General features: G+C 64.3%; 18 protein-coding genes. 15 read left to right on the top strand and 3 right to left on the bottom strand.

What is annotated here, in order from left to right; genetic code table 11:
- Window positions 1-21 precede the first annotated feature (21 nt).
- The gene (locus ABB27_RS11420; protein ID WP_057628824.1) at window positions 22-498 is read left to right on the top strand and encodes a chemotaxis protein CheW; all 477 of its coding nucleotides are present in this window, start codon (window positions 22-24) and stop codon (window positions 496-498) included.
- A gap of 240 nt (window positions 499-738) precedes the next feature.
- Here ABB27_RS11420 and ABB27_RS11425 read toward each other — a convergent pair whose 3' ends face one another.
- The gene (locus ABB27_RS11425) at window positions 739-1,473 is read right to left on the bottom strand and encodes a 16S rRNA (uracil(1498)-N(3))-methyltransferase (RefSeq protein WP_057628825.1); all 735 of its coding nucleotides are present in this window, start codon (window positions 1,471-1,473) and stop codon (window positions 739-741) included.
- A gap of 124 nt (window positions 1,474-1,597) precedes the next feature.
- On the opposite strand from ABB27_RS11425, the gene nudE reads away from it, so the two are divergent.
- From nudE to ABB27_RS11475, 10 genes are all read left to right on the top strand, one after another.
- Window positions 1,598-2,146 carry an ADP compounds hydrolase NudE gene (nudE, locus tag ABB27_RS11430; RefSeq protein WP_057628826.1) on the top strand — a complete coding sequence of 183 codons (549 nt, stop codon included), beginning with the start codon at window positions 1,598-1,600 and terminating at the stop codon, window positions 2,144-2,146.
- Complete coding sequence (gene cysQ / locus ABB27_RS11435) at window positions 2,143-2,952, top strand: 3'(2'),5'-bisphosphate nucleotidase CysQ (protein WP_057628827.1); 810 nt, start codon at window positions 2,143-2,145, stop codon at window positions 2,950-2,952. The genes nudE and cysQ overlap by 4 nt, the downstream gene beginning before the upstream one ends.
- A gap of 78 nt (window positions 2,953-3,030) precedes the next feature.
- Complete coding sequence (gene mazG, locus ABB27_RS11440) at window positions 3,031-3,852, top strand: nucleoside triphosphate pyrophosphohydrolase (RefSeq protein ID WP_057628828.1); 822 nt, start codon at window positions 3,031-3,033, stop codon at window positions 3,850-3,852.
- Window positions 3,849-4,172 (top strand): YnfA family protein, encoded by a 324-nt coding sequence (locus ABB27_RS11445; RefSeq protein ID WP_057628829.1) that lies wholly within the window; start codon window positions 3,849-3,851, stop codon window positions 4,170-4,172. Before mazG ends, ABB27_RS11445 begins: the two co-directional genes overlap by 4 nt.
- 39 nt (window positions 4,173-4,211) lie before the next feature.
- Entirely contained in the window at window positions 4,212-4,514 is a 303-nt protein-coding gene (locus tag ABB27_RS11450) for an Mpo1-like protein (RefSeq protein ID WP_057628830.1), read from the top strand.
- Between the two features lie 66 nt (window positions 4,515-4,580).
- Window positions 4,581-5,549, top strand: coding sequence for an SPFH domain-containing protein (locus ABB27_RS11455; RefSeq protein ID WP_057628831.1), 969 nt, complete (start codon window positions 4,581-4,583; stop codon window positions 5,547-5,549).
- Between the two features lie 3 nt (window positions 5,550-5,552).
- Window positions 5,553-5,984, top strand: a complete 432-nt coding sequence (locus ABB27_RS11460; protein WP_057628832.1) for an NfeD family protein — start codon at window positions 5,553-5,555, stop codon at window positions 5,982-5,984.
- An 88-nt stretch (window positions 5,985-6,072) separates the two neighbouring features.
- Window positions 6,073-7,194, top strand: coding sequence for a glycine cleavage system aminomethyltransferase GcvT (gene gcvT / locus ABB27_RS11465; RefSeq protein ID WP_057628833.1), 1,122 nt, complete (start codon window positions 6,073-6,075; stop codon window positions 7,192-7,194).
- An 86-nt stretch (window positions 7,195-7,280) separates the two neighbouring features.
- Window positions 7,281-7,676: a glycine cleavage system protein GcvH gene (gene gcvH / locus ABB27_RS11470; protein ID WP_057628834.1), complete on the top strand. Its 396-nt coding sequence runs from the start codon at window positions 7,281-7,283 to the stop codon at window positions 7,674-7,676.
- 791 nt (window positions 7,677-8,467) lie between these two features.
- Window positions 8,468-9,061: a hypothetical protein gene (locus ABB27_RS11475; protein ID WP_057628835.1), complete on the top strand. Its 594-nt coding sequence runs from the start codon at window positions 8,468-8,470 to the stop codon at window positions 9,059-9,061.
- A 790-nt stretch (window positions 9,062-9,851) separates the two neighbouring features.
- Here ABB27_RS11475 and ABB27_RS11480 read toward each other — a convergent pair.
- On the bottom strand, window positions 9,852-11,267 hold the full coding sequence (locus ABB27_RS11480; protein WP_057628836.1) for a serine hydrolase domain-containing protein: 1,416 nt from the start codon (window positions 11,265-11,267) through the stop codon (window positions 9,852-9,854).
- A gap of 79 nt (window positions 11,268-11,346) precedes the next feature.
- On the opposite strand from ABB27_RS11480, the gene ABB27_RS11485 reads away from it, so the two are divergent.
- Window positions 11,347-11,952 carry a LemA family protein gene (locus ABB27_RS11485; protein WP_057628837.1) on the top strand — a complete coding sequence of 202 codons (606 nt, stop codon included), beginning with the start codon at window positions 11,347-11,349 and terminating at the stop codon, window positions 11,950-11,952.
- 30 nt (window positions 11,953-11,982) lie between these two features.
- Window positions 11,983-13,911, top strand: coding sequence for a M48 family metallopeptidase (locus ABB27_RS11490; protein WP_057628838.1), 1,929 nt, complete (start codon window positions 11,983-11,985; stop codon window positions 13,909-13,911).
- A gap of 100 nt (window positions 13,912-14,011) precedes the next feature.
- On the opposite strand, the gene ABB27_RS11495 is transcribed toward ABB27_RS11490, so the two are convergent.
- Entirely contained in the window at window positions 14,012-15,613 is a 1,602-nt protein-coding gene (locus ABB27_RS11495; RefSeq protein WP_057628839.1) for a GMC family oxidoreductase, read from the bottom strand.
- 147 nt (window positions 15,614-15,760) lie between these two features.
- Between ABB27_RS11495 and ABB27_RS11500 the strand changes: the two genes are divergently transcribed.
- The gene (locus ABB27_RS11500; RefSeq protein ID WP_057628840.1) at window positions 15,761-17,086 is read left to right on the top strand and encodes an NTP/NDP exchange transporter; all 1,326 of its coding nucleotides are present in this window, start codon (window positions 15,761-15,763) and stop codon (window positions 17,084-17,086) included.
- A gap of 49 nt (window positions 17,087-17,135) precedes the next feature.
- A partial coding sequence (locus ABB27_RS11505) for a DUF1304 domain-containing protein (protein ID WP_057628841.1) occupies window positions 17,136-17,457 on the top strand: 322 nt, incomplete at its 3' end.

The raw sequence follows: 17,457 nt of genomic DNA on the forward strand, positions 1-17,457 counted from the left end.
AGCGCGACCCAGGAACTGACGATGAGCTACGCAAACAACGATGAAGTCCGTGGGGTACTGATACAGGCCGGTACCGAGCGCGTGCTGCTGCCCAACGCGACGGTGGCGGAAATGATGTCCCGCGTGGCGGTCGAGCCGATTGCCAATGCGCCGGCCTGGCTGGTCGGGCAGATCGCGTGGCATGGCTGGAGCGTACCGCTGCTGTCCTACGCCGGGCTCAGTGGCCATGGTCATGAAATGGTCGGCAGCAACAACAAGGTGGTGGTGCTCAAGGCCTTGGGCGGCAACCCGGACCTGCCGTATTTCGCCTTGCTGACCCAGTCCTTCCCGCAGTTGATCGCGGTGCCGCGCGACGGCCTGCTGGCCGATGCCTCGGAAGAGAGCCTGCCGGTAGGCGTGCATATGCGCGTGCTGCTGGGCGAACAGAGCGCCCTGCTGCCGGATCTGGACGCGGTTGAAAGCGCGGTGATCCTGGCCCTGGCCGAAGCCGCAGGCTGATCGACGCCGCAACGTGTGGTTGCAGCGGTAAGGCCCAGCCGAGCATGGCTCGGCAGAGGCTTTCCCGGCGGTCCTGAAACTGGCGACTCTGAAGATTGTGGGAGCGGCGTAAGCCGCGAAGCCCGCAGCCCATCAGATTGCGAACCTCTTGAGTGGTGCAACCATCCCCAGCTTCGCGGCTGACGCCGCTCCCACAGTGTGGGTTGCGACACCAACGCCCCAGCCGAGCATGGCTAGGCGCTACAGATCGCCCAGACGCGCCTGCAGGGCCGCGATGGCGGCCAGGCCTGCGGTCTCGGTGCGCAGGATGCGCGGGCCCAGCTGCAGGCCCTGGAAGCCCGCCTCGCCCAGTTGCTGGCGGTCGCGCGGGGACCAGCCGCCTTCCGGGCCAATCGCGATGACCACGCCGTTGGTCGGTGCGGCCGGCAACGAGGCCAGGCGATGTTCGCCCAAGGGATCCAGGGTCAGCCGCAGGGTCTGCTCCGGCAACGCAGCGACAGCGGCGGCCAGCGCCTGCGGGTTGCCAATCGACGGAATGCGGGCACGCCCGGATTGTCCGCAGGCCGAGCCAACCACATTGCGCCAATGGGCGATGCGCTTCTCCGCGCGCGCCGCATCCAGCTTGACCTCGGTACGTTCGGCGTTGACCGGGATGATGCGGCTGACCCCCAGTTCGGTGGCTTTCTGCAGGATCAGGTCCATCTTCTCGCCGCGCGCGATGCCCTGCAGCAAGGTGATGGCCAGTGGTGATTCGTTGTCGATGGCCTGCGCGCTGTCGATATGCACCTGCACGTCGCGCTTGCTGATGGCGCTGAGCGTGGCCGCATAGTCATGGCCGTCGCCATTGAAAAGAACGCAGCCGTCACCCTCGCGCAGGCGCATTACCCGCACCAGGTGATTGGCTACCTCCTCGGGGAGGGACAGGGTCTGGCCGGCGGCAAGTGGCAGTTCAATCGGGCAACGGGTAAGACGCATCGGTGATCTCGCAAAGGCGGTGCCGCATGGGGGGCGGCTGGGTCTGCTAGCATTTCAACGTCATGAGAACGTATCTGCCAATGCGCATTCTATCGGTCTACCGTCCTTTTGCCCGGAGTGGCGCATGAGCCGCCGGCTTCCACAGATCCACAACGTGGTCGAAGAACACATCGGTCCATTCCGTCAGCAACAGCTGGATCTGGAGTTTTCCAACGGCGAACGCCGACACTTCCAGCGCCTGGTCAGTGGCGGGCATGGTGCGGTGGTGGTGGTGCCGATGCTCGACGACGAGACCGTTCTGCTGGTGCGTGAATACGCTGCCGGCCTGCACCGTTACGAGCTGGGCCTGGTCAAGGGCCGCATCGACGCGGGCGAGAGCCCGATCGAGGCCGCCGACCGTGAGCTCAAGGAAGAGGCCGGTTACGGCGCGCACTCGCTCGATGTGCTGCGCAGCCTGAGCCTTGCACCTACTTATATGAGTCACCAGTCCTGGCTGGTGGTTGCGCGGCAGTTGTATCCGCAGCGGCTGCCGGGCGATGAGCCCGAGGAGCTGGAGGTGGTGCCGTGGAAGCTGGCCGAGCTGGACCAGCTGATGCTGCGCGAGGATTTTTCCGAAGGACGCTCGTTGGCGGCCCTGTTCATTGCCCGTGAGTGGCTGCGAGGTGGCGCATGAAAGCTTCAATCGATGCGGCGCTGCGCGAAGGCGTGCTGCAGATCGCCCAGCAGGCCGGCGCGGCGATCATGCAGGTCTACGCCAATGGTTTTGATATCGAGCACAAGGCCGACGACAGCCCGGTGACCAGCGCCGATCTGGCCGCACATCGATTGATCGTGGATGGGCTGACCCAGCTGACCCCGGATATCCCGGTGCTGTCCGAAGAGTCGGCGCAGCTGCCCTGGGAGACGCGACGCCAGTGGCAGCGTTACTGGTTGGTGGATCCCCTGGATGGCACCCGTGAGTTCATCAAGCGCAATGGCGAATTCAGCGTCAACATCGCGCTGATCGAGCACGGCGTGTCGGTGTTTGGCGTCGTGCAGGCGCCGGTGACCGAGGTCATCTGGCACGCCGAGCGCGGTGGCGGGGCATGGCGTCGCACGGGCCAGCAGCAGGATGCGATCAGCACCCGGGTGCCGCCGGCGTCGCCGTTGCGGGTGGCGGCCAGCCGCTCGCATGCCAGTGCGCGTACCGCAGCCTTGCTGGCACGGATGGGCGAGATCGAGCTGGTCGCACAGGGCTCGTCGCTGAAATTCTGCCGCATCGCCGAGGGCACGCTGGACGTGTACCCGCGGCTGGGGCCGACCAGTGAATGGGACACAGCGGCCGGCCAGTGCGTGCTGGAAGCAGCAGGTGGCGTGGTATTGGCTGCAGATGACGGTGTGCCGTTTGCCTACAACCAGCGCCCGCGTCTGCTCAATGGCGACTTTGTCGCATTGGGCGATGCCTCGCTGCCGTGGCAGGACTGGGTGGCCGGGCTGTGATGGCTGCGCTTGAGCACTGATCAACAACCCCCAAACGCCGGCGTCTGCCGGCGTCGTCGTCATGAAGAAGGTGTACGCATGTCCGAGTTGAACGATATCCAGACGCTGTTGCAGATCATGGCGCGGCTGCGCGATCCCAAGGGTGGTTGCCCATGGGACCTGGAGCAGGATTTCGCCAGCATCGCGCCGTATACGGTGGAAGAGGCCTACGAGGTCGCCGATGCGATTGACCGCAATGACCTGCCGGAATTGAAGGACGAACTCGGCGACCTGCTGCTGCAGGTGGTGTTCCATGCGCAGATGGCCAGCGAGCAGGGCGCCTTCGATTTCGGCGATGTAGTGGCGTCGATCAGCAACAAGATGATCCGCCGTCACCCGCATATCTTCGGCGACACCGAGGTCAGCGATTCGGACGAAGTGCTGGCCAACTGGGATGAGATCAAGCGCAGCGAACGCGCGGCCAAGGGCGAGCAGGACGGCTCGGCATTGGCGGGTATCTCACGCGGTCTGCCGGAGTGGTTGCGTGCCACCAAACTGCAGTCGCGCGCCGCCCGCACCGGCTTTGACTGGCCGAGCCCGGCGCCGGTGCTGGACAAGCTGCGCGAGGAGATCGACGAGCTGCAGGCCGAGTTCGAGATCGCCGCCAGTGGCCAGGACAACCAGGCGCGGCTGCAGGAAGAGCTGGGTGATGTGCTGTTTGTCTGCGCCAACCTGGCGCGCCATGCCAAGGTGGATGTCGGCACCGCCTTGCGCCACGCCAACCACAAGTTCGAGCGCCGCTTCCGTGCGATGGAAGCCTTGGCAGTGGCCCAGGCAACGCCTATGTCGGCACTGGATCTGGCCGCGCAGGAAGCACTTTGGCAGGCGGTGAAACAGCAGGAAAAGGATGCGGCGCGGTGAAGACCTTCGCCTTGTTCCTGCTCACCGCGCTGGCGGAAATTGTCGGCTGCTACCTGCCCTGGCTATGGCTGCGGCAGCAGGGCAGCCCCTGGCTGCTGTTGCCGGCCGCCGCCAGCCTGGCCTTGTTCGCATGGTTGTTGACCCTGCACCCTGCCGCCAGTGGCCGCGTCTATGCCGCCTATGGCGGCGTCTACGTCTGCACGGCATTGCTGTGGCTGTGGCTGGTGGATTCGGTCAAACCCACCCGTTGGGACCTGCTCGGCGGTGGCCTGTGCCTGCTCGGCATGGCAGTGATCATGTTCGCCCCACGCAGCAACTGAAACGCCTATGCTGGCCGCATCCGCCCAAGGGTGCCGGCCATGTCGCGTTTCAGCAGCTTCCGCCAGTTCTATCCGTACTATCTGAGCGAACACAGCAACCACATCAGTCGCCGCCTGCATTTCATCGGCAGCTGGGGCGTGCTGGCCTGTGTGGCAATGGCGCTGTGGAGTGGCCATGGCCGCTGGTTATGGCTGGCGTTGTTGTGCGGTTATGGCTTTGCCTGGGTCGGGCACTTTTTCTTCGAGAAGAACCGGCCGGCCACCTTCCGTCATCCCTTCTATTCATTTGCCGGCGACTGGGTGATGTTCGTCGATATTCTGCGTGGGCGGGTGCGGCTGTAGGCGGGCACCTGATCCTTCCGGGGCTGTGGCTATACTCGGCCCATCCATCATCACGAGGAGTGGGCAATGGGCAGCGGAACCGGGGTGTTGGCGCTGGTGGTGGTCATCGCTGGTGTCATCGTGTTGTTCAAGACGGTGCGGATGGTGCCGCAGGGCTACGAATGGACGGTGGAACGCTTCGGCAAGTACACGCATACGATGAGCCCGGGCCTGCATTTCCTGTTTCCGATTGTGTATGGCGTCGGCCGCAAGGTGAACATGATGGAGCAGGTGCTGGACGTGCCGAGCCAGGATGTGATCACCAAGGACAACGCGGTGGTGCGCGTGGATGGGGTGGTGTTCTTCCAGGTGCTGGACGCGGCCAAGGCGGCCTATGAAGTGGCCAACCTGGAAGTGGCGATGATCGCGCTGGTGCAGACCAATATCCGCACCGTGATCGGCTCGATGGACCTGGACGAATCACTGAGCCAGCGCGAAACCATCAACGCCAAGCTGCTCAACGTGGTCGACCACGCCACCAACCCGTGGGGGGTGAAAGTCACCCGCATCGAGATCAAGGACATCCAGCCGCCGGCCAACCTGGTGCAGTCGATGCAGCAGCAGAAAATGGCCGAGCAGAACAAGCGCGCCGCGGTGCTGGAATCCGAAGGCATCCGCCAGTCGGAGATCCTGCGTGCCGAGGGCCAGAAACAGGCGGCGGTGCTGGAAGCGGAGGGCCGCAAGGAGGCCGCGTTCCGTGACGCCGAAGCTCGTGAACGCTTGGCCGAAGCCGAGGCCAAGGCGACCACCATGGTCTCCGATGCCATCGCCAACGGCAGCGTGCAGGCGATCAACTACTTCATCGCACAGAAATATGTGGAGGCCTTCAGTGAGCTGGCCAGCTCGCCCAACCAGAAACTGGTGCTGATGCCGATGGAAACCAGCGGCGTGATCGGCTCGATTGCCGGCATTGCTGAATTGGCCAAGGAAGCATTCGCCAAGCAAGGCGAGCCCAAGCAGCCCGCACGCGGCAACCCGCCGCCACTGGGGCGCTGAGCCATGCGCTGGGAAGTAGTCATCTGGGCCGCGCTGGCGGTGCTGCTGTTCGCTGCCGAGGCGCTGGTGCCGGGCGCCTTCATGTTGTGGATGGGAATCGCCGCCGCAGCGGTGTTTCTCACCGTCTGGGCTATCGACGGCATGACCCTGCTGCTGCAGGTGATCCTGTTCGTGGTGCTGAGCTTTGTCTCAATTCAGGTCTACCGCACCTGGTTCCGCCAGCGTGCGCGGCCCAGCGACCAACCCCTGCTCAACCGCCGCGCCGAACAACTGGTGGGGCGCGTGGTGACGCTGGAACAGGCCATCAATGCCGGCGTCGGCCGGGCCAAGGTGGATGATGCGTTCTGGGTGGTGGCCGGCCCCGACCTGCCGCAGGGCAGTGCGGTGCGGGTGGTCGCCGTGGACGGCATGACCCTCAAGGTGCAGCCGGTCTGAAGCCGTCGCGGCACTGCGTTGTGGCAGTGCCGCAGGTTTTAAAAGTAACCATCTGGGATAATGGCGGACCCCTTTGTGTGGAACGGCCATGACCCTGAAAACCCTGCTCAACGAAACCCACCGCTCACTCGGCGCCAAGATGGTCGACTTTGGCGGCTGGGACATGCCGATCCACTACGGCTCGCAGATCGATGAGCATCATCTGGTCCGCAATGCCGCGGGCATGTTCGACGTCAGCCACATGACCGTGGTCGATCTGAAGGGCGCGCGTACCCGCGAATTCCTGCGCCAGCTGCTGGCCAACTCCATCGACAAGCTCAAGGTGAAGGGCAAGGCTCTTTACTCCTGCATGCTCAATGCGCAGGGTGGGGTGATCGACGACCTGATCGTCTACTTCCTGGCCGATGACATGTTCCGCATGGTGGTCAACGCCTCCACCCGCGAAAAAGACCTGGCCTGGATCCGCCAGCATGCCGAAGCCTTTGGCGTGGAAGTGATCGAACGCGAAGACCTGGCCATCATCGCCGTGCAGGGTCCGCAGGCGCGTGCGCTGGTCGCCGGCCTGGTGGCGGCCGATGATCGTGCCGCGCTGGACAAGCTGGCGCGCTTCGCCGGCCTGGATGTGACCTCCGCCGATGGCGTGCCACTGTTTGTTGCGCGCACCGGTTACACCGGCGAAGACGGCTACGAAGTACTGCTGCCGCAGACGGCGGTGGTCGCATTCTGGAATGCGTTGCTGGCCGCCGGTGTAAAGCCGGCCGGTCTGGGCGCGCGCGATACGCTGCGCCTGGAAGCCGGCATGAATCTCTACGGCCAGGACATGGACGAAACCATCACCCCTTACGAAGCGGCACTGGCGTGGACGGTTGCGCTGGATGACCAGGCCGACGGCACGCCGCGCGGCTTCACTGGCCGTGCGGTGCTGGAGGCACAGAAGGCAGCCGGCAATGCGCGGCAGATGATCGGCCTGGTGATGGACGAGAAGGGCGTGCTGCGCCACGGCCAGAAGGTACTCACCGCCAATGGCGAGGGCGAGATCCTGTCCGGTACCTTCTCGCCGACGCTGGGCAAGGCGATCGCCTTCGCCCGCGTACCCGCCGGTGCACCGGGCGAGGTGCGCGTGGATATCCGCGGCAAGGAAGTGCCGGTGCGTATCGTGAAGTTTCCGTTTGTGCGTGACGGCCAGGCACAGGCCGGCATCAATCTTTGACCTGCAGGACCGGGCCGGAAGCGACCTCGCTTCCGGTTCGTTAAACTAGCGCTTCTTCCCGACCACCGTTTTTCCGGAGTAGTTCCATGAGCGAGATCCCTGGCGACCTCAAGTTCCTCAAGTCCCACGAATGGGCCCGTGTCGAAGGCAATGGCCGCGTCACCGTTGGTATTTCCGATCACGCCCAAGGTTTGCTGGGTGACCTGGTCTACGTCGAACTGCCGGCTGTCGGTGACAGCGTGCAGGCTGGCGTTGGCGCAGCGGTGGTCGAGTCGGTGAAGGCTGCCTCCGACGTCTACAGCCCGGTGTCCGGCACCGTTGTCGAAGTCAACGAAGCGGTGACCGACAAGCCGGAAACCATCAACGAAGATGCCTACGGCGACGGCTGGCTGTATGTGGTGGAGCTGTCCGAACCGGAACAGTTGAACGAGCTGCTCGGCCCGGACGACTACGCCGAGATGCTGGAGAACGAGGACCACTGAGTCCTGTCGTCTTCGGAAAAACGGCCGCCATCAGCGGCCGTTTTTTTTTACGTCGATGTCAGCATCAGGTGATGATCGGCGGTGATGAGGGACGGCATCAGAGTGGCGCGACCGTTGCTCGGTGGGTGCGAAGTGGTGTCGATGGGCGTCGTTGCGAACTGCGAAACGGTTCAAAAAGTTTGCGCAAATTGATCCAACGCCGCTGCAAAGCGCAGCCTTCGGCAAACTTTTTTTCGGGTGTCGGAACCGGCCTTTGGCGGGCGTCGGTCGCATGCTTTGAGATGCGCCTGGTGTAGTGCCGACGCAGTGGCATGTGCCAGGCTTTGAAAAGAATAGTGCGCTTTTACCGATGTTTTTTTACTTTGTGTTTTTTTGGGCGGGCATTGTGGCTGTGTTGCCGGTGAGCAAAGAGCGGCGTCGGCGGCGAGCACGCGGGTGCGGAAGGCTGAAGGCTTCCGAAAAATATTTCGGCAAGATAGTTGACAGTAAAAAAAACCGTGATTAGGTTTCGCCCAGCAGACCTTTCCTGCGGAAGCGAGTGAGCCGGATCAACATTCAGACGCGAAGCACAACTTGGACGTCCGCCAGGATTCTCTTGATGGTGGAGCAGGAGCCGCTTCCTTCCGCGAAACACCCCCCTGATTTCAATATGGCACCCGCAGCGGGAACCGTCGCGGGTGTTTCTGTATCCGTCACGATGCGCTAGACGCGTCGTCGGTCCTCCGCCGAACACCGCGGATTTGCTTCAACTGGGCATTTCAATTCCATAGATCACTGACGAGGAACAAACCATGGCTACGAAGAAAGCTGCTAAAAAGCCGGCCGCCAAGAAGGCGGTAAAGAAAGTCGCCAAGAAGGCTGCCGTGAAGAAGGTTGCCAAGAAGGCAACCGCCAAGAAGGCAGTGAAGAAGGTTGCCAAGAAGGCTGTTGCCAAGAAGGCCGTCAAGAAGGCTGTGAAGAAGGTTGCCAAGAAGGCAACTGCCAAGAAGGCCGTGAAGAAGGTTGCCAAGAAGGCAACTGCCAAGAAGGCCGTGAAGAAGGTTGCCAAGAAGGCAACTGCCAAGAAGGCCGTGAAGAAGGTTGCCAAGAAGGCAGCTGCCAAGAAGACCGTAAAGAAGGTTGCCAAGAAGGCAACTGCCAAGAAGGCCGTAAAGAAGGTTGCCAAGAAGGCAACTGCCAAGAAAGCCGCCAAGAAGGTAGTCAAGAAGGCCGTAAAGAAGGTTGCCAAGAAGGCAGCTGCCAAGAAGGTCGTAAAGAAGACTGCCAAGAAGGTTGCCGCCAAGAAGCCGGCCGCCAAGAAGGTTGCTGCGAAGAAGAAGCCGGCCGCTCGCAAGAAGAAGGCCGCTCCGGTTGCGCTGCCGGCCACCCCGGCGCCGCTGATCTGATCCAGCTCCACTAGCTGTACCTGAAACTCCTTCCCCGACTGCCCAGCGGGGAGGGAGTTTTTTTATGCGCGTCTGCCAGGCAACACCGCTTCTTGTAGGAGCGGCGTAAGCCGCGAAGCCGGCCGCGCATCCGACCAGGCAATGCCGCCTCTTTTGTGGGAGCGGCGTAAGCCGCGAAGCCAATGGCTTATCCGATCAGGCGATATCTGTTCGCCGAAGGGGCAGGCCTGTTCGCCACGCTTCCCTGCGCCCAGACCATCAGGGCCACTCACGCATCGCCAGCTTCGCGGCTGACGCCGCTCCCACAAGGTCGGTGCTGCCGTCATGGATGCGGGCAATGCCCCTGCCGAGCATGGCTCGGCACTACACGGCTGCCGGCGCAAAAGGAAAGGCTGCAATCAGCCGCCTTTCAAGTACAGCTGCAGAACCGCGGCAAACCAATCGCACGATCCAGGATGGTCGGCATCATGCCGCTGGGCAGGCTGCTCTCGCCGTTCCACATGATGGCGATCTTTTGTGGGAGCGGCGTCAGCCGCGAAGCCAGTGGCGCATCCGATCAGGCGATGTCTGTTCGTAGAAGGATCCGGCCTGTTCGACCCTCCTCCCTGCGACCAGACGATCAGGGTTGCTCATACATCGCCAGCTTCGCGGCTGACGCCGCTCCCACAAGATCGGGGCTGGCGTCATGGTTGTACGGGTAATGCCCTTGCCGAGCACAGCTCGGCACTACGCAAAAGGAAAGGCGGCCATCGGCCGCCTTTCGGGTACTGCTGCAGAACCGCGTTGCGACTCAGCGTGGTGAGGCCACCGCGCGATCGGAGGACGCGCCCTTCTTGCCGCCGCGTGCCGGCGCGGCATCTTCGGCCATCAGGTTGTCGGTGCCAAAATCGGTGTCCACATCCAGCCAGCGCTGCGTCGGCAAACCAATCGCGCGGTCCAGGATGGTCGGCATCATGCCGCTGGGCAGGCTGCTCTCGCCGTTCCACATGATGGCAATGCCCAGATCGCGTTCCGGCAGCAGCGCCACCAGGCCGCGATAACCCTGCACCGCACCGGCGTGGAAGACCACCTGGTGGCCGGAATAATCGAACACTCGCCAACCCAGCGCGTAACCGGCCGAGTCAAGCCGCTGGTGGCGCCAGCCCGAGCGCATTTCGCCCGGGGTGTTGATCAACGGCGCGTGCAGCGTTGCCAGCAACGGCGCAGGCAATACATCCGGACGGTGGCCGGTGTGAGCCAGCAACCATTGCGCCATGTCACTGGCACTGGCGTTGACGCCGGCGGCGGGGGCGACGCGGTAATAGGTGGGCTTGGGCGTCAGCGACACCCAGCCGTTACGGCTGCGCACATGCGGGCGCGCCCAGCGCGAGCTGGCCTGGATGCCGGCCAGGCCGAGGCTGGCGTCGTTCATGCCCAGCGGCTTGAGGATGCGCTTCTCGACAGCCTGCTCATAGAAACTGCCCGAGGCCGCGAACACCACATCACCGACCAGGCTGAAGGCGACGTTCTGATAGGAATAGCATTCGCCGGGCGCACACTTGAGCGGTGCGCTGGCCAGCTTCTGGGTCAGCGAGTAGTAGTCGGCATTGGCCTCGACATCGCGGTCATAGGCATTGCTGGTCAGGCCGACGCGTTGGCTCAGTACGTCGGCCACGGTCAGCTTGTCGGTCGCTTCGGGGGTGGACAGGCGGAAGCCGGGCACGTAATCGGTGACCTTGCTGTCCCAGCGCAGGGTGCCATCGTTGACCAGCAGCCCGGCCATGGTGCCGGCAAAGGCCTTGGACAGCGACGCAAGCCGGAACACGGTGTGCGCGTCGACCTGCTGTGGGTTGCTGATGTCGGTGACGCCATAGCCACGTGCCGACAGCACCCGCCCGTTCTGGACGATGGCCATGGCCATGCCGGGGACGCGGTTGCCGTAGGTCAGCTGTTCGGCCAGTGACTCGATGGCGGCGACATTGAAGTCGGCCGGCAAGGCTTGCACCTGGTCCGGGCGCAGCGCGGTGCGATAAGGCATCGGTTGCGTCGGCGACTGGCTGGGCGCGTTCTCCAGGTTCACCGGCAACACCGTGGCGGCCGGTGCGGCGGCTGGCAGGGTGGTGTGGGTTGGAGTCTGCGCGGTAGACGACAATGCGAAGGGCATCAACACCCCCAGCAATCCCGATGCCACCGGACGAATGTACCGGCGCGTGCTCTTGTCTTTCATCGTGATCGGTGCCTGTAAGCTACTGCTGTCGGCGATTCTAGCGCCGCTTTTCATCAATGCACAAACGGGGAGAGAATGAATGGGCATCGCGTTGATATTGCTGGTCTTTCTTGTGGTGGTTGTCGCAGTTGTCGCGGCCGGCGTGGGGATCTACAACGGGCTGGTACGGGCCCGCAACGGCTACAAGAACGCATTTGCGCAGATCGACGTGCAGTTGCAGCGGCGTTTTGACCTGATTCCGAACCTGGTGGAGACCGCCAAGGCCTATATGGGCCATGAGCGGCAGACGCTGGAGGCGGTGATCGCCGCGCGCAGTGCCGCGCAGTCAGGTCTGGCCGCGGCCAAGGCCGATCCGGGCGATGCGGCGGCAATGGCGCAGCTGGCCGCCTCACAGGGGCAGTTGAACGGTGTCTTGGGCCGCTTGATGGCGGTGGCCGAGGCCTACCCGGAGCTGAAAGCCAATCAGAACATGATGCAGCTCAGTGAAGAACTCGCCAGCACCGAGAACAAGGTGGCGTTCGCGCGCCAGGCTTACAACGATGCGGTGATGGGTTACAACAATCGTCGCGAGACCTTCCCGGCCAATATCTTTGCCGACATGTTCAATTTCTCGACCGCGGCCTTGCTGGACATCCCGCTGGAGAAGCGCGAGCAGGTGCGTGAGGCGCCCAAGGTGCAGTTCTGAATCTGACGCGGGCGTGACAGGGGGCGCGGGATGAACTTCTTCGAACACCAGGCACAGGCGCGGCGCAATTCCGCGCGGCTGGTGCTGTTGTTCGCCTTGGCGGTGACCGCCATCGTGGCGATGGTGGATGTGCTGGTGTGGTTGAGCACCGGCAGTCCGCGCATGGTGCTGTGGAGCAGCCTGCTGACGCTGGCGGTGATCGGCCTGGCGTCGCTGTACCGGATCCACTCGCTGCGTGCTGGCGGTGAGGTGGTGGCGGTGCAGCTGGGTGGCACCGAGGTTACCGCCGATACCCGCGACCCCGGCCTGCGGCGCCTGCGCAACGTGGTGGAAGAGATCGCCATCGCCTCCGGCGTGCCGATGCCGCGCCTGTATGTTTTGGAACAGGACGCCGGCATCAATGCTTTCGCTGCTGGCTATTCGCCGGCTGACGCGACCATTGCGGTCACCCGTGGCGCCTTGCAGCGGCTCAACCGCGACGAGCTGCAGGGGGTGATCGCGCATGAGTTCAGCCACATCCTCAATGGCGACATGCGCTTGAACATCCGCCTGATGGGCGTGCTGTTCGGCATCCTCATGCTCAGCGTGATCGGCAAGCGGGTACTGATGCATACGGGCGGCGGCAGTCGGGTGCGGCTCGGGCGCGTCGGCGCACCGGTGCTGGTGCTGCTGGCGATCGCGCTGGCAGGCATTGCCATCGGCAGCATCGGGGTGTTCTTCGGGCGGCTGATCAAGGCAGCGGTGTCGCGCCAGCGCGAAATCCTGGCCGATGCCTCGGCGGTACAGTTCACCCGCCAGACCGAAGGCCTGGCCGGTGCATTGAAGAAGATCGGCGGGCTGGACGAGGGCTCGCACCTGGCCGACCGCGCCGGTGCCGAGGAGGTCAGCCATATGCTGTTTAGCGAAGGGCTGCGTCTGTCCAGCTGGTTTGCCACGCATCCGCCCTTGCTGGATCGCATCCAACGCCTGCAGCCCGGCTTCCGCGCCGAACAGCTGCAGACACTGCGCGGCAGCTGGTTCAGTGCGCCGCCCGATGGCCTTGCCGAAGATCGCGCGCTCGGCCTGGCCGGGCATGACGTGGCCAGCGTCGATGCGCTGTTGCCGACCCTGCCGGGGATGCCGCACCAAGTGCGCGTGGATCCGGCACAGGTAGCCGCGCAGGTGGCCACACCAGCTGACGATGACTACCAGCAGGCGGTACGCCTCGCCGGCAGTCTGCCTGCGCCGCTGCGCGCGCTGGCTGGCGACCGTGCTGCGGCACAGCCCTTGTTGCTGGCAATGCTGCTGGATGCCGATGCAGCAGTTGTCGCGCAGCAGCGCGAGGCCGTGCGCAGACAGTTGGGTGAGGCGATGGCCGACAGCGTGATGCAGCTGGCAACAGGACCGTTGCGTGATCTGCAGGCGGCGCTGCGGCTGCCATTGGCGGCGCTGGCGTTCCCAACCCTGCGCAGCCTGCCGCGGCCGCAGCTGGATGCGTTCATGCGCTGCATTGAAGCGCTGACACATGCGGATGGCCGCATCTCCCTGTTCGAGTACTGTCTGTCGCGGCTGTTGCTGGTGCAGGTACAGGCGGCGTTGGATCCCTCGCGTCATCTGCACTTCGGCCGCCGCAAGACCACCAGCGTGCAGAAGGAGTTCGCCACGCTGCTGGCCGTGGTCGCGCGCGCCGGCAACCCCGGTGATGAGGCCTCGGCGCGCCGTGCCTACCTGGCCGGCCTGCAGCGCATCCTGCCGCAGGATCACCTGCCTTACGCGCCGCCCGCCAACGGTGTGCTGGCACTGGACGCGGTGTGGGGGCCGCTGGATTCGATGGATCCCTTGGCCAAGCAGCTGCTGGTGGAAGCGGTGACTGCAACCGTCAGCCACAACCAGCGCGTCAACGTCGCCGAGGCCGAGTTGCTGCGGACCATCTGCGCCACCTTGCATTGCCCGTTGCCGGCGATGCTGCAGGTGGCCTGAGGGTCGGCGTGTTTTCGCTTCGGCCGGTTTCTGTGCGGGCAGCCGACAGCAGCGCCGCGTGTGGGGAATGATTGCTTCCCCGCCTCAGGAACCCGGGTGTTTACCCCAGGATCAAGCTCGCCGCGCGCTCGGCGATCATGATGGTCGGCGCATTGGTGTTGCCACTGACCAGGGTCGGCATCACCGAGGCGTCGACAACCCGCAGGCCGTCGATGCCGCGCACCCGCAGCTGCGGGTCGACCACGGCAGCGTCGTCACTGCCCATCCGGCATGTGCCGATCGGGTGGTAGATGGTTTCGGCCTTGGCACGGATGAAGGCTTCCAGTCCGGCATCGTCCAACCGCTCATTTGCCGGGAACAACGGTGCCTTGCGCCAGGGGGCAAACGCCGCCTGCTGCAGGATGTCGCGGCTCAAGCGCGCGGCCTCGACCATCATCTTCATGTCGAAACCTTCGGCATCGCTCAGGTAATTGGCGTGGATGCGCGCCGGAGCGGCCGGGTCGGCGCTGTGCAGGCCGATGTGACCGCGGCTGCGCGGGTGCAGGTAGCAGGCATGCAAGGTGTAGCCGTCGCCGGGCAGGCGGTGACGGCCATGGTTGTCCAGCATCGCCGGGACGAAGTGGAACTGGATGTCGGCACGTTCGTCCGGCGCGAAGCGCGAGCGTACGAAACCACCGGCCTCGGCCACGTTGCTGGTGCCGGCGCCACGGTGGCCACGCAGGAAGTAGTTCAGGCCGATCATCACTTCGCTGGCGCGGTCGTAGCTGACGCCCGGCACCGTGCGGTACAGCGTGCAGATATCCAGATGGTCCTGCAGGTTGGCGCCGACGCCGGGTTGGTCCAACTGCACGTCGATGCCATGCGCGCGCAGCGCATCGGCCGGGCCAATGCCGGACAGCATCAGCAGCTGTGGTGAGTTGATCGCGCCGGCACTGAGCAGGACTTCGGCGGCGGCGCGGAACTGCTCGCGTTTGCCGCCCACGCGCAGATGCACGCCGGTAACGCGCCCTGCGTCGATCTGCAGCCGTTCCACCAAGGCTCCGGTGAGTACCTGCAGATTTGCACGCGCGCGCACTGGAGCGAGATACGCGGCCGCTGAGGAGCAACGCGCACCATTCTTCTGCGTGACCTGGTACAGGCCTACACCTTGGTGCTGGACGCCGTTGAAGTCGTTGTTGTGGTTGTAACCGGCCTGCTGCCCGGCGGCGATGAAGGCATGGCTGAGTGGATTGACGTAACGCAGGTCGGACACCTGCAAGGGACCGGCGGCGCCGTGCAGCGCATCGGCACCGCGCGCGTTGCCTTCGCTGTGACGGAACCACGGCAGCACGCTGTCCCAGTTCCAGCCGCTGGCGCCGGCCTGCGCCCAACGGTTGTAGTCGCCGGGCACGCCACGCACGTAGCACATCGCGTTGATCGAGCTTGAACCGCCCAGTACCTTGCCGCGCGGCCACCACAGACGCCGATTGCCCAGCGCCGGCTCGGGCTCGGTGTCGTAGCTCCAGTTGACGCGGCGGTTGTTGACCAGCCGGGCGATGCCGGCCGGCATGTGGATGAAGGGATGCCAGTCGCGCGGCCCCGCCTCGATCAGCAGTACCCGCAGTTGCGGATCGGCACTGAGCCGGTTGGCCAGCACGCAGCCGGCCGAGCCCGCGCCGACGATGATGTAGTCAAATTCCTTCACGGCTTTCCCCTTTCCCATGCTTGAGGATAGAACGGCACGTTGTGTGGGAGTAAGCCCTGGCGCACTGGCGATGTTGCAGTGCATTAGATAACGTACGCGCTCCGCCGAACCCCCGGAGTTTCCGATGCCGCCGTCCTCTCGCCACCCGCAGTGCCGGGGTGCCGCATGACCGCTATGCGCGGATCCGGTGCGCAGTCCCTGCTGCACGCGCTGCGCGGCTCACCGCCGCTGTGGTGGTCGTTCCTGTACTTCTTCTGCCTGCTCAGCGGCTACTACGTGCTGCGCCCGGTGCGCGAGGCGATGGCGGCCTCGTCCAACATGGATACCTTGTTCCCACCGGGATTGATTGCCTGGTTCGCGGCGCATGGCATGCCGTTGAAGGATTTCACCCTGCAGTTCCTGTTCTCCTGCGTATTCCTGATCATGCTGGTGCTGCAGCCACTGTACGGCTGGCTGGTCAGCCGCTACCCGCGGCGGGTGTTCCTGCCGCTGGTGTATGGCTTTTTCATCTTCACCCTGTTGGTCTTCTACGCGATGTTCAATGCCGGCGTGCCGGGGCGGGGCATGGCGTTCTTCTTCTGGATCACCGTTTTCAACCTGTTCGCGGTGGCGGTGTTCTGGAGCTTCATGGCCGACGTGTTCTCCAACGCGCAGGCACGGGCGTATTACGGCTATATCGGTGCGGCCGGTACGGTGGGGGCATTCCTCGGGCCGATCATCACCAGCTCGCTGGTGCAACGGGTGGGCATCGCCAACCTGATGCTGGTGTCGGCCGGTTTCCTGTCGATCTGCCTGTTCTGCATCTGGCGGCTGCGGCCATGGGCGGTGCAGCGTGAGCGCGAGCAGCAGCTGGCTGACGGCGAACAGCCGATGGGCGGCAGTGTGTTCGATGGGCTTAAGCTGATCGCGCGCGAGCCGCTGCTGCGTTGGCTGGCGCTGATGGTGGTGTTCGGGGTGGGCGTGGGCACCATGCTTTACAACGAGCAGGCAGCGATCGCCCGCCGCCTGATCACCGACCCGGCCGAGAGCACCGCGTTCTATTCGCGCATCGACCTGGCGGTGAACGCGCTGACCCTGGTGATCCAGTTGGGGCTGACCCGCTGGTTGCTGTCGCGCTATGGTGTGGCCCCGGCACTGCTGATCCCGGGGCTGGCGATCATTGTCGGGTTCTCGGTATTGGCGGCCTCGCCGTTTCCGCTGATGGTGGCGGTGGTGCAGGTGCTGACGCGCGCCAGTGAGTTCTCACTGGGCAAGCCGGCGCGCGAGACGATCTATACGCGTGTGGACCGGCAATGGCGCTACAAGGCGGGGGCGGCCATCGATACGGTGCTCTACCGCGGTGCCGACCTGACCTTTGCGTGGGTGCACAAGGGCCTGTCGCTGTTTGGGTCCCGGGCCGTGTTCATTGGCGGCGCGGCGGTGGCGGTACTGATGACGCTGTCGGCGCTGGGCGTATTGCGCGAAGAGAAGAAGCTGCCGCAGGATCGCTGAGTGATTCCCTGCGGCGGGTTTGCCGCTGAGTTTTCAGGAAGAAATGCCGATGAGCGTATTGGCCTTGTCTGGATTGCTGGTGACGCTGCTGGTGGCAGCGTTGCACGTGTATTTCCTGGTGTTGGAAATGTTCCTGTGGACCAAACCGCTGGGTTTGAAGACCTTCCGCAATACGCCGGAGAAGGCACAGGCCACGCGGGTGCTGGCGGCAAACCAGGGGCTTTACAACGGCTTCCTCGCTGCCGGCATCGTCGCCGGGCTGGTATTGGCACAGCCGGTGCTGGTGACGTTCTCGCTGGTCTGCGTGGTGGTGGCCGGCGCGTATGGCGCTTACAGCGTGAACCGGCGGATCTTCTTCATCCAGGCACTAC

The organism is Stenotrophomonas terrae (assembly GCF_001431465.1).
GTDB classification, from domain to species: Bacteria; Pseudomonadota; Gammaproteobacteria; order Xanthomonadales; family Xanthomonadaceae; genus Stenotrophomonas; species Stenotrophomonas terrae.

Excerpts from the sequence above, each read along its gene's own strand:
- gcvH (WP_057628834.1), top strand. The coding sequence starts at position 7,281 with ATGAGCGAGATCCCTGGCGACCTCAAGTTCCTCAAGTCCCACGAATGG.
- ABB27_RS11455 (WP_057628831.1), top strand. The coding sequence starts at position 4,581 with ATGGGCAGCGGAACCGGGGTGTTGGCGCTGGTGGTGGTCATCGCTGGT.
- ABB27_RS11475 (WP_057628835.1), top strand. The coding sequence starts at position 8,468 with ATGGCTACGAAGAAAGCTGCTAAAAAGCCGGCCGCCAAGAAGGCGGTA.
- ABB27_RS11480 (WP_057628836.1), bottom strand. The coding sequence starts at position 11,267 with ATGAAAGACAAGAGCACGCGCCGGTACATTCGTCCGGTGGCATCGGGA.
- ABB27_RS11460 (WP_057628832.1), top strand. The coding sequence starts at position 5,553 with ATGCGCTGGGAAGTAGTCATCTGGGCCGCGCTGGCGGTGCTGCTGTTC.
- ABB27_RS11425 (WP_057628825.1), bottom strand. The coding sequence starts at position 1,473 with ATGCGTCTTACCCGTTGCCCGATTGAACTGCCACTTGCCGCCGGCCAG.
- ABB27_RS11490 (WP_057628838.1), top strand. The coding sequence starts at position 11,983 with ATGAACTTCTTCGAACACCAGGCACAGGCGCGGCGCAATTCCGCGCGG.
- mazG (WP_057628828.1), top strand. The coding sequence starts at position 3,031 with ATGTCCGAGTTGAACGATATCCAGACGCTGTTGCAGATCATGGCGCGG.
- ABB27_RS11420 (WP_057628824.1), top strand. The coding sequence starts at position 22 with ATGAGCTACGCAAACAACGATGAAGTCCGTGGGGTACTGATACAGGCC.
- gcvT (WP_057628833.1), top strand. The coding sequence starts at position 6,073 with ATGACCCTGAAAACCCTGCTCAACGAAACCCACCGCTCACTCGGCGCC.
- cysQ (WP_057628827.1), top strand. The coding sequence starts at position 2,143 with ATGAAAGCTTCAATCGATGCGGCGCTGCGCGAAGGCGTGCTGCAGATC.
- ABB27_RS11500 (WP_057628840.1), top strand. The coding sequence starts at position 15,761 with ATGACCGCTATGCGCGGATCCGGTGCGCAGTCCCTGCTGCACGCGCTG.
- ABB27_RS11495 (WP_057628839.1), bottom strand. The coding sequence starts at position 15,613 with ATGGGAAAGGGGAAAGCCGTGAAGGAATTTGACTACATCATCGTCGGC.
- nudE (WP_057628826.1), top strand. The coding sequence starts at position 1,598 with ATGAGCCGCCGGCTTCCACAGATCCACAACGTGGTCGAAGAACACATC.
- ABB27_RS11485 (WP_057628837.1), top strand. The coding sequence starts at position 11,347 with ATGGGCATCGCGTTGATATTGCTGGTCTTTCTTGTGGTGGTTGTCGCA.
- ABB27_RS11450 (WP_057628830.1), top strand. The coding sequence starts at position 4,212 with ATGTCGCGTTTCAGCAGCTTCCGCCAGTTCTATCCGTACTATCTGAGC.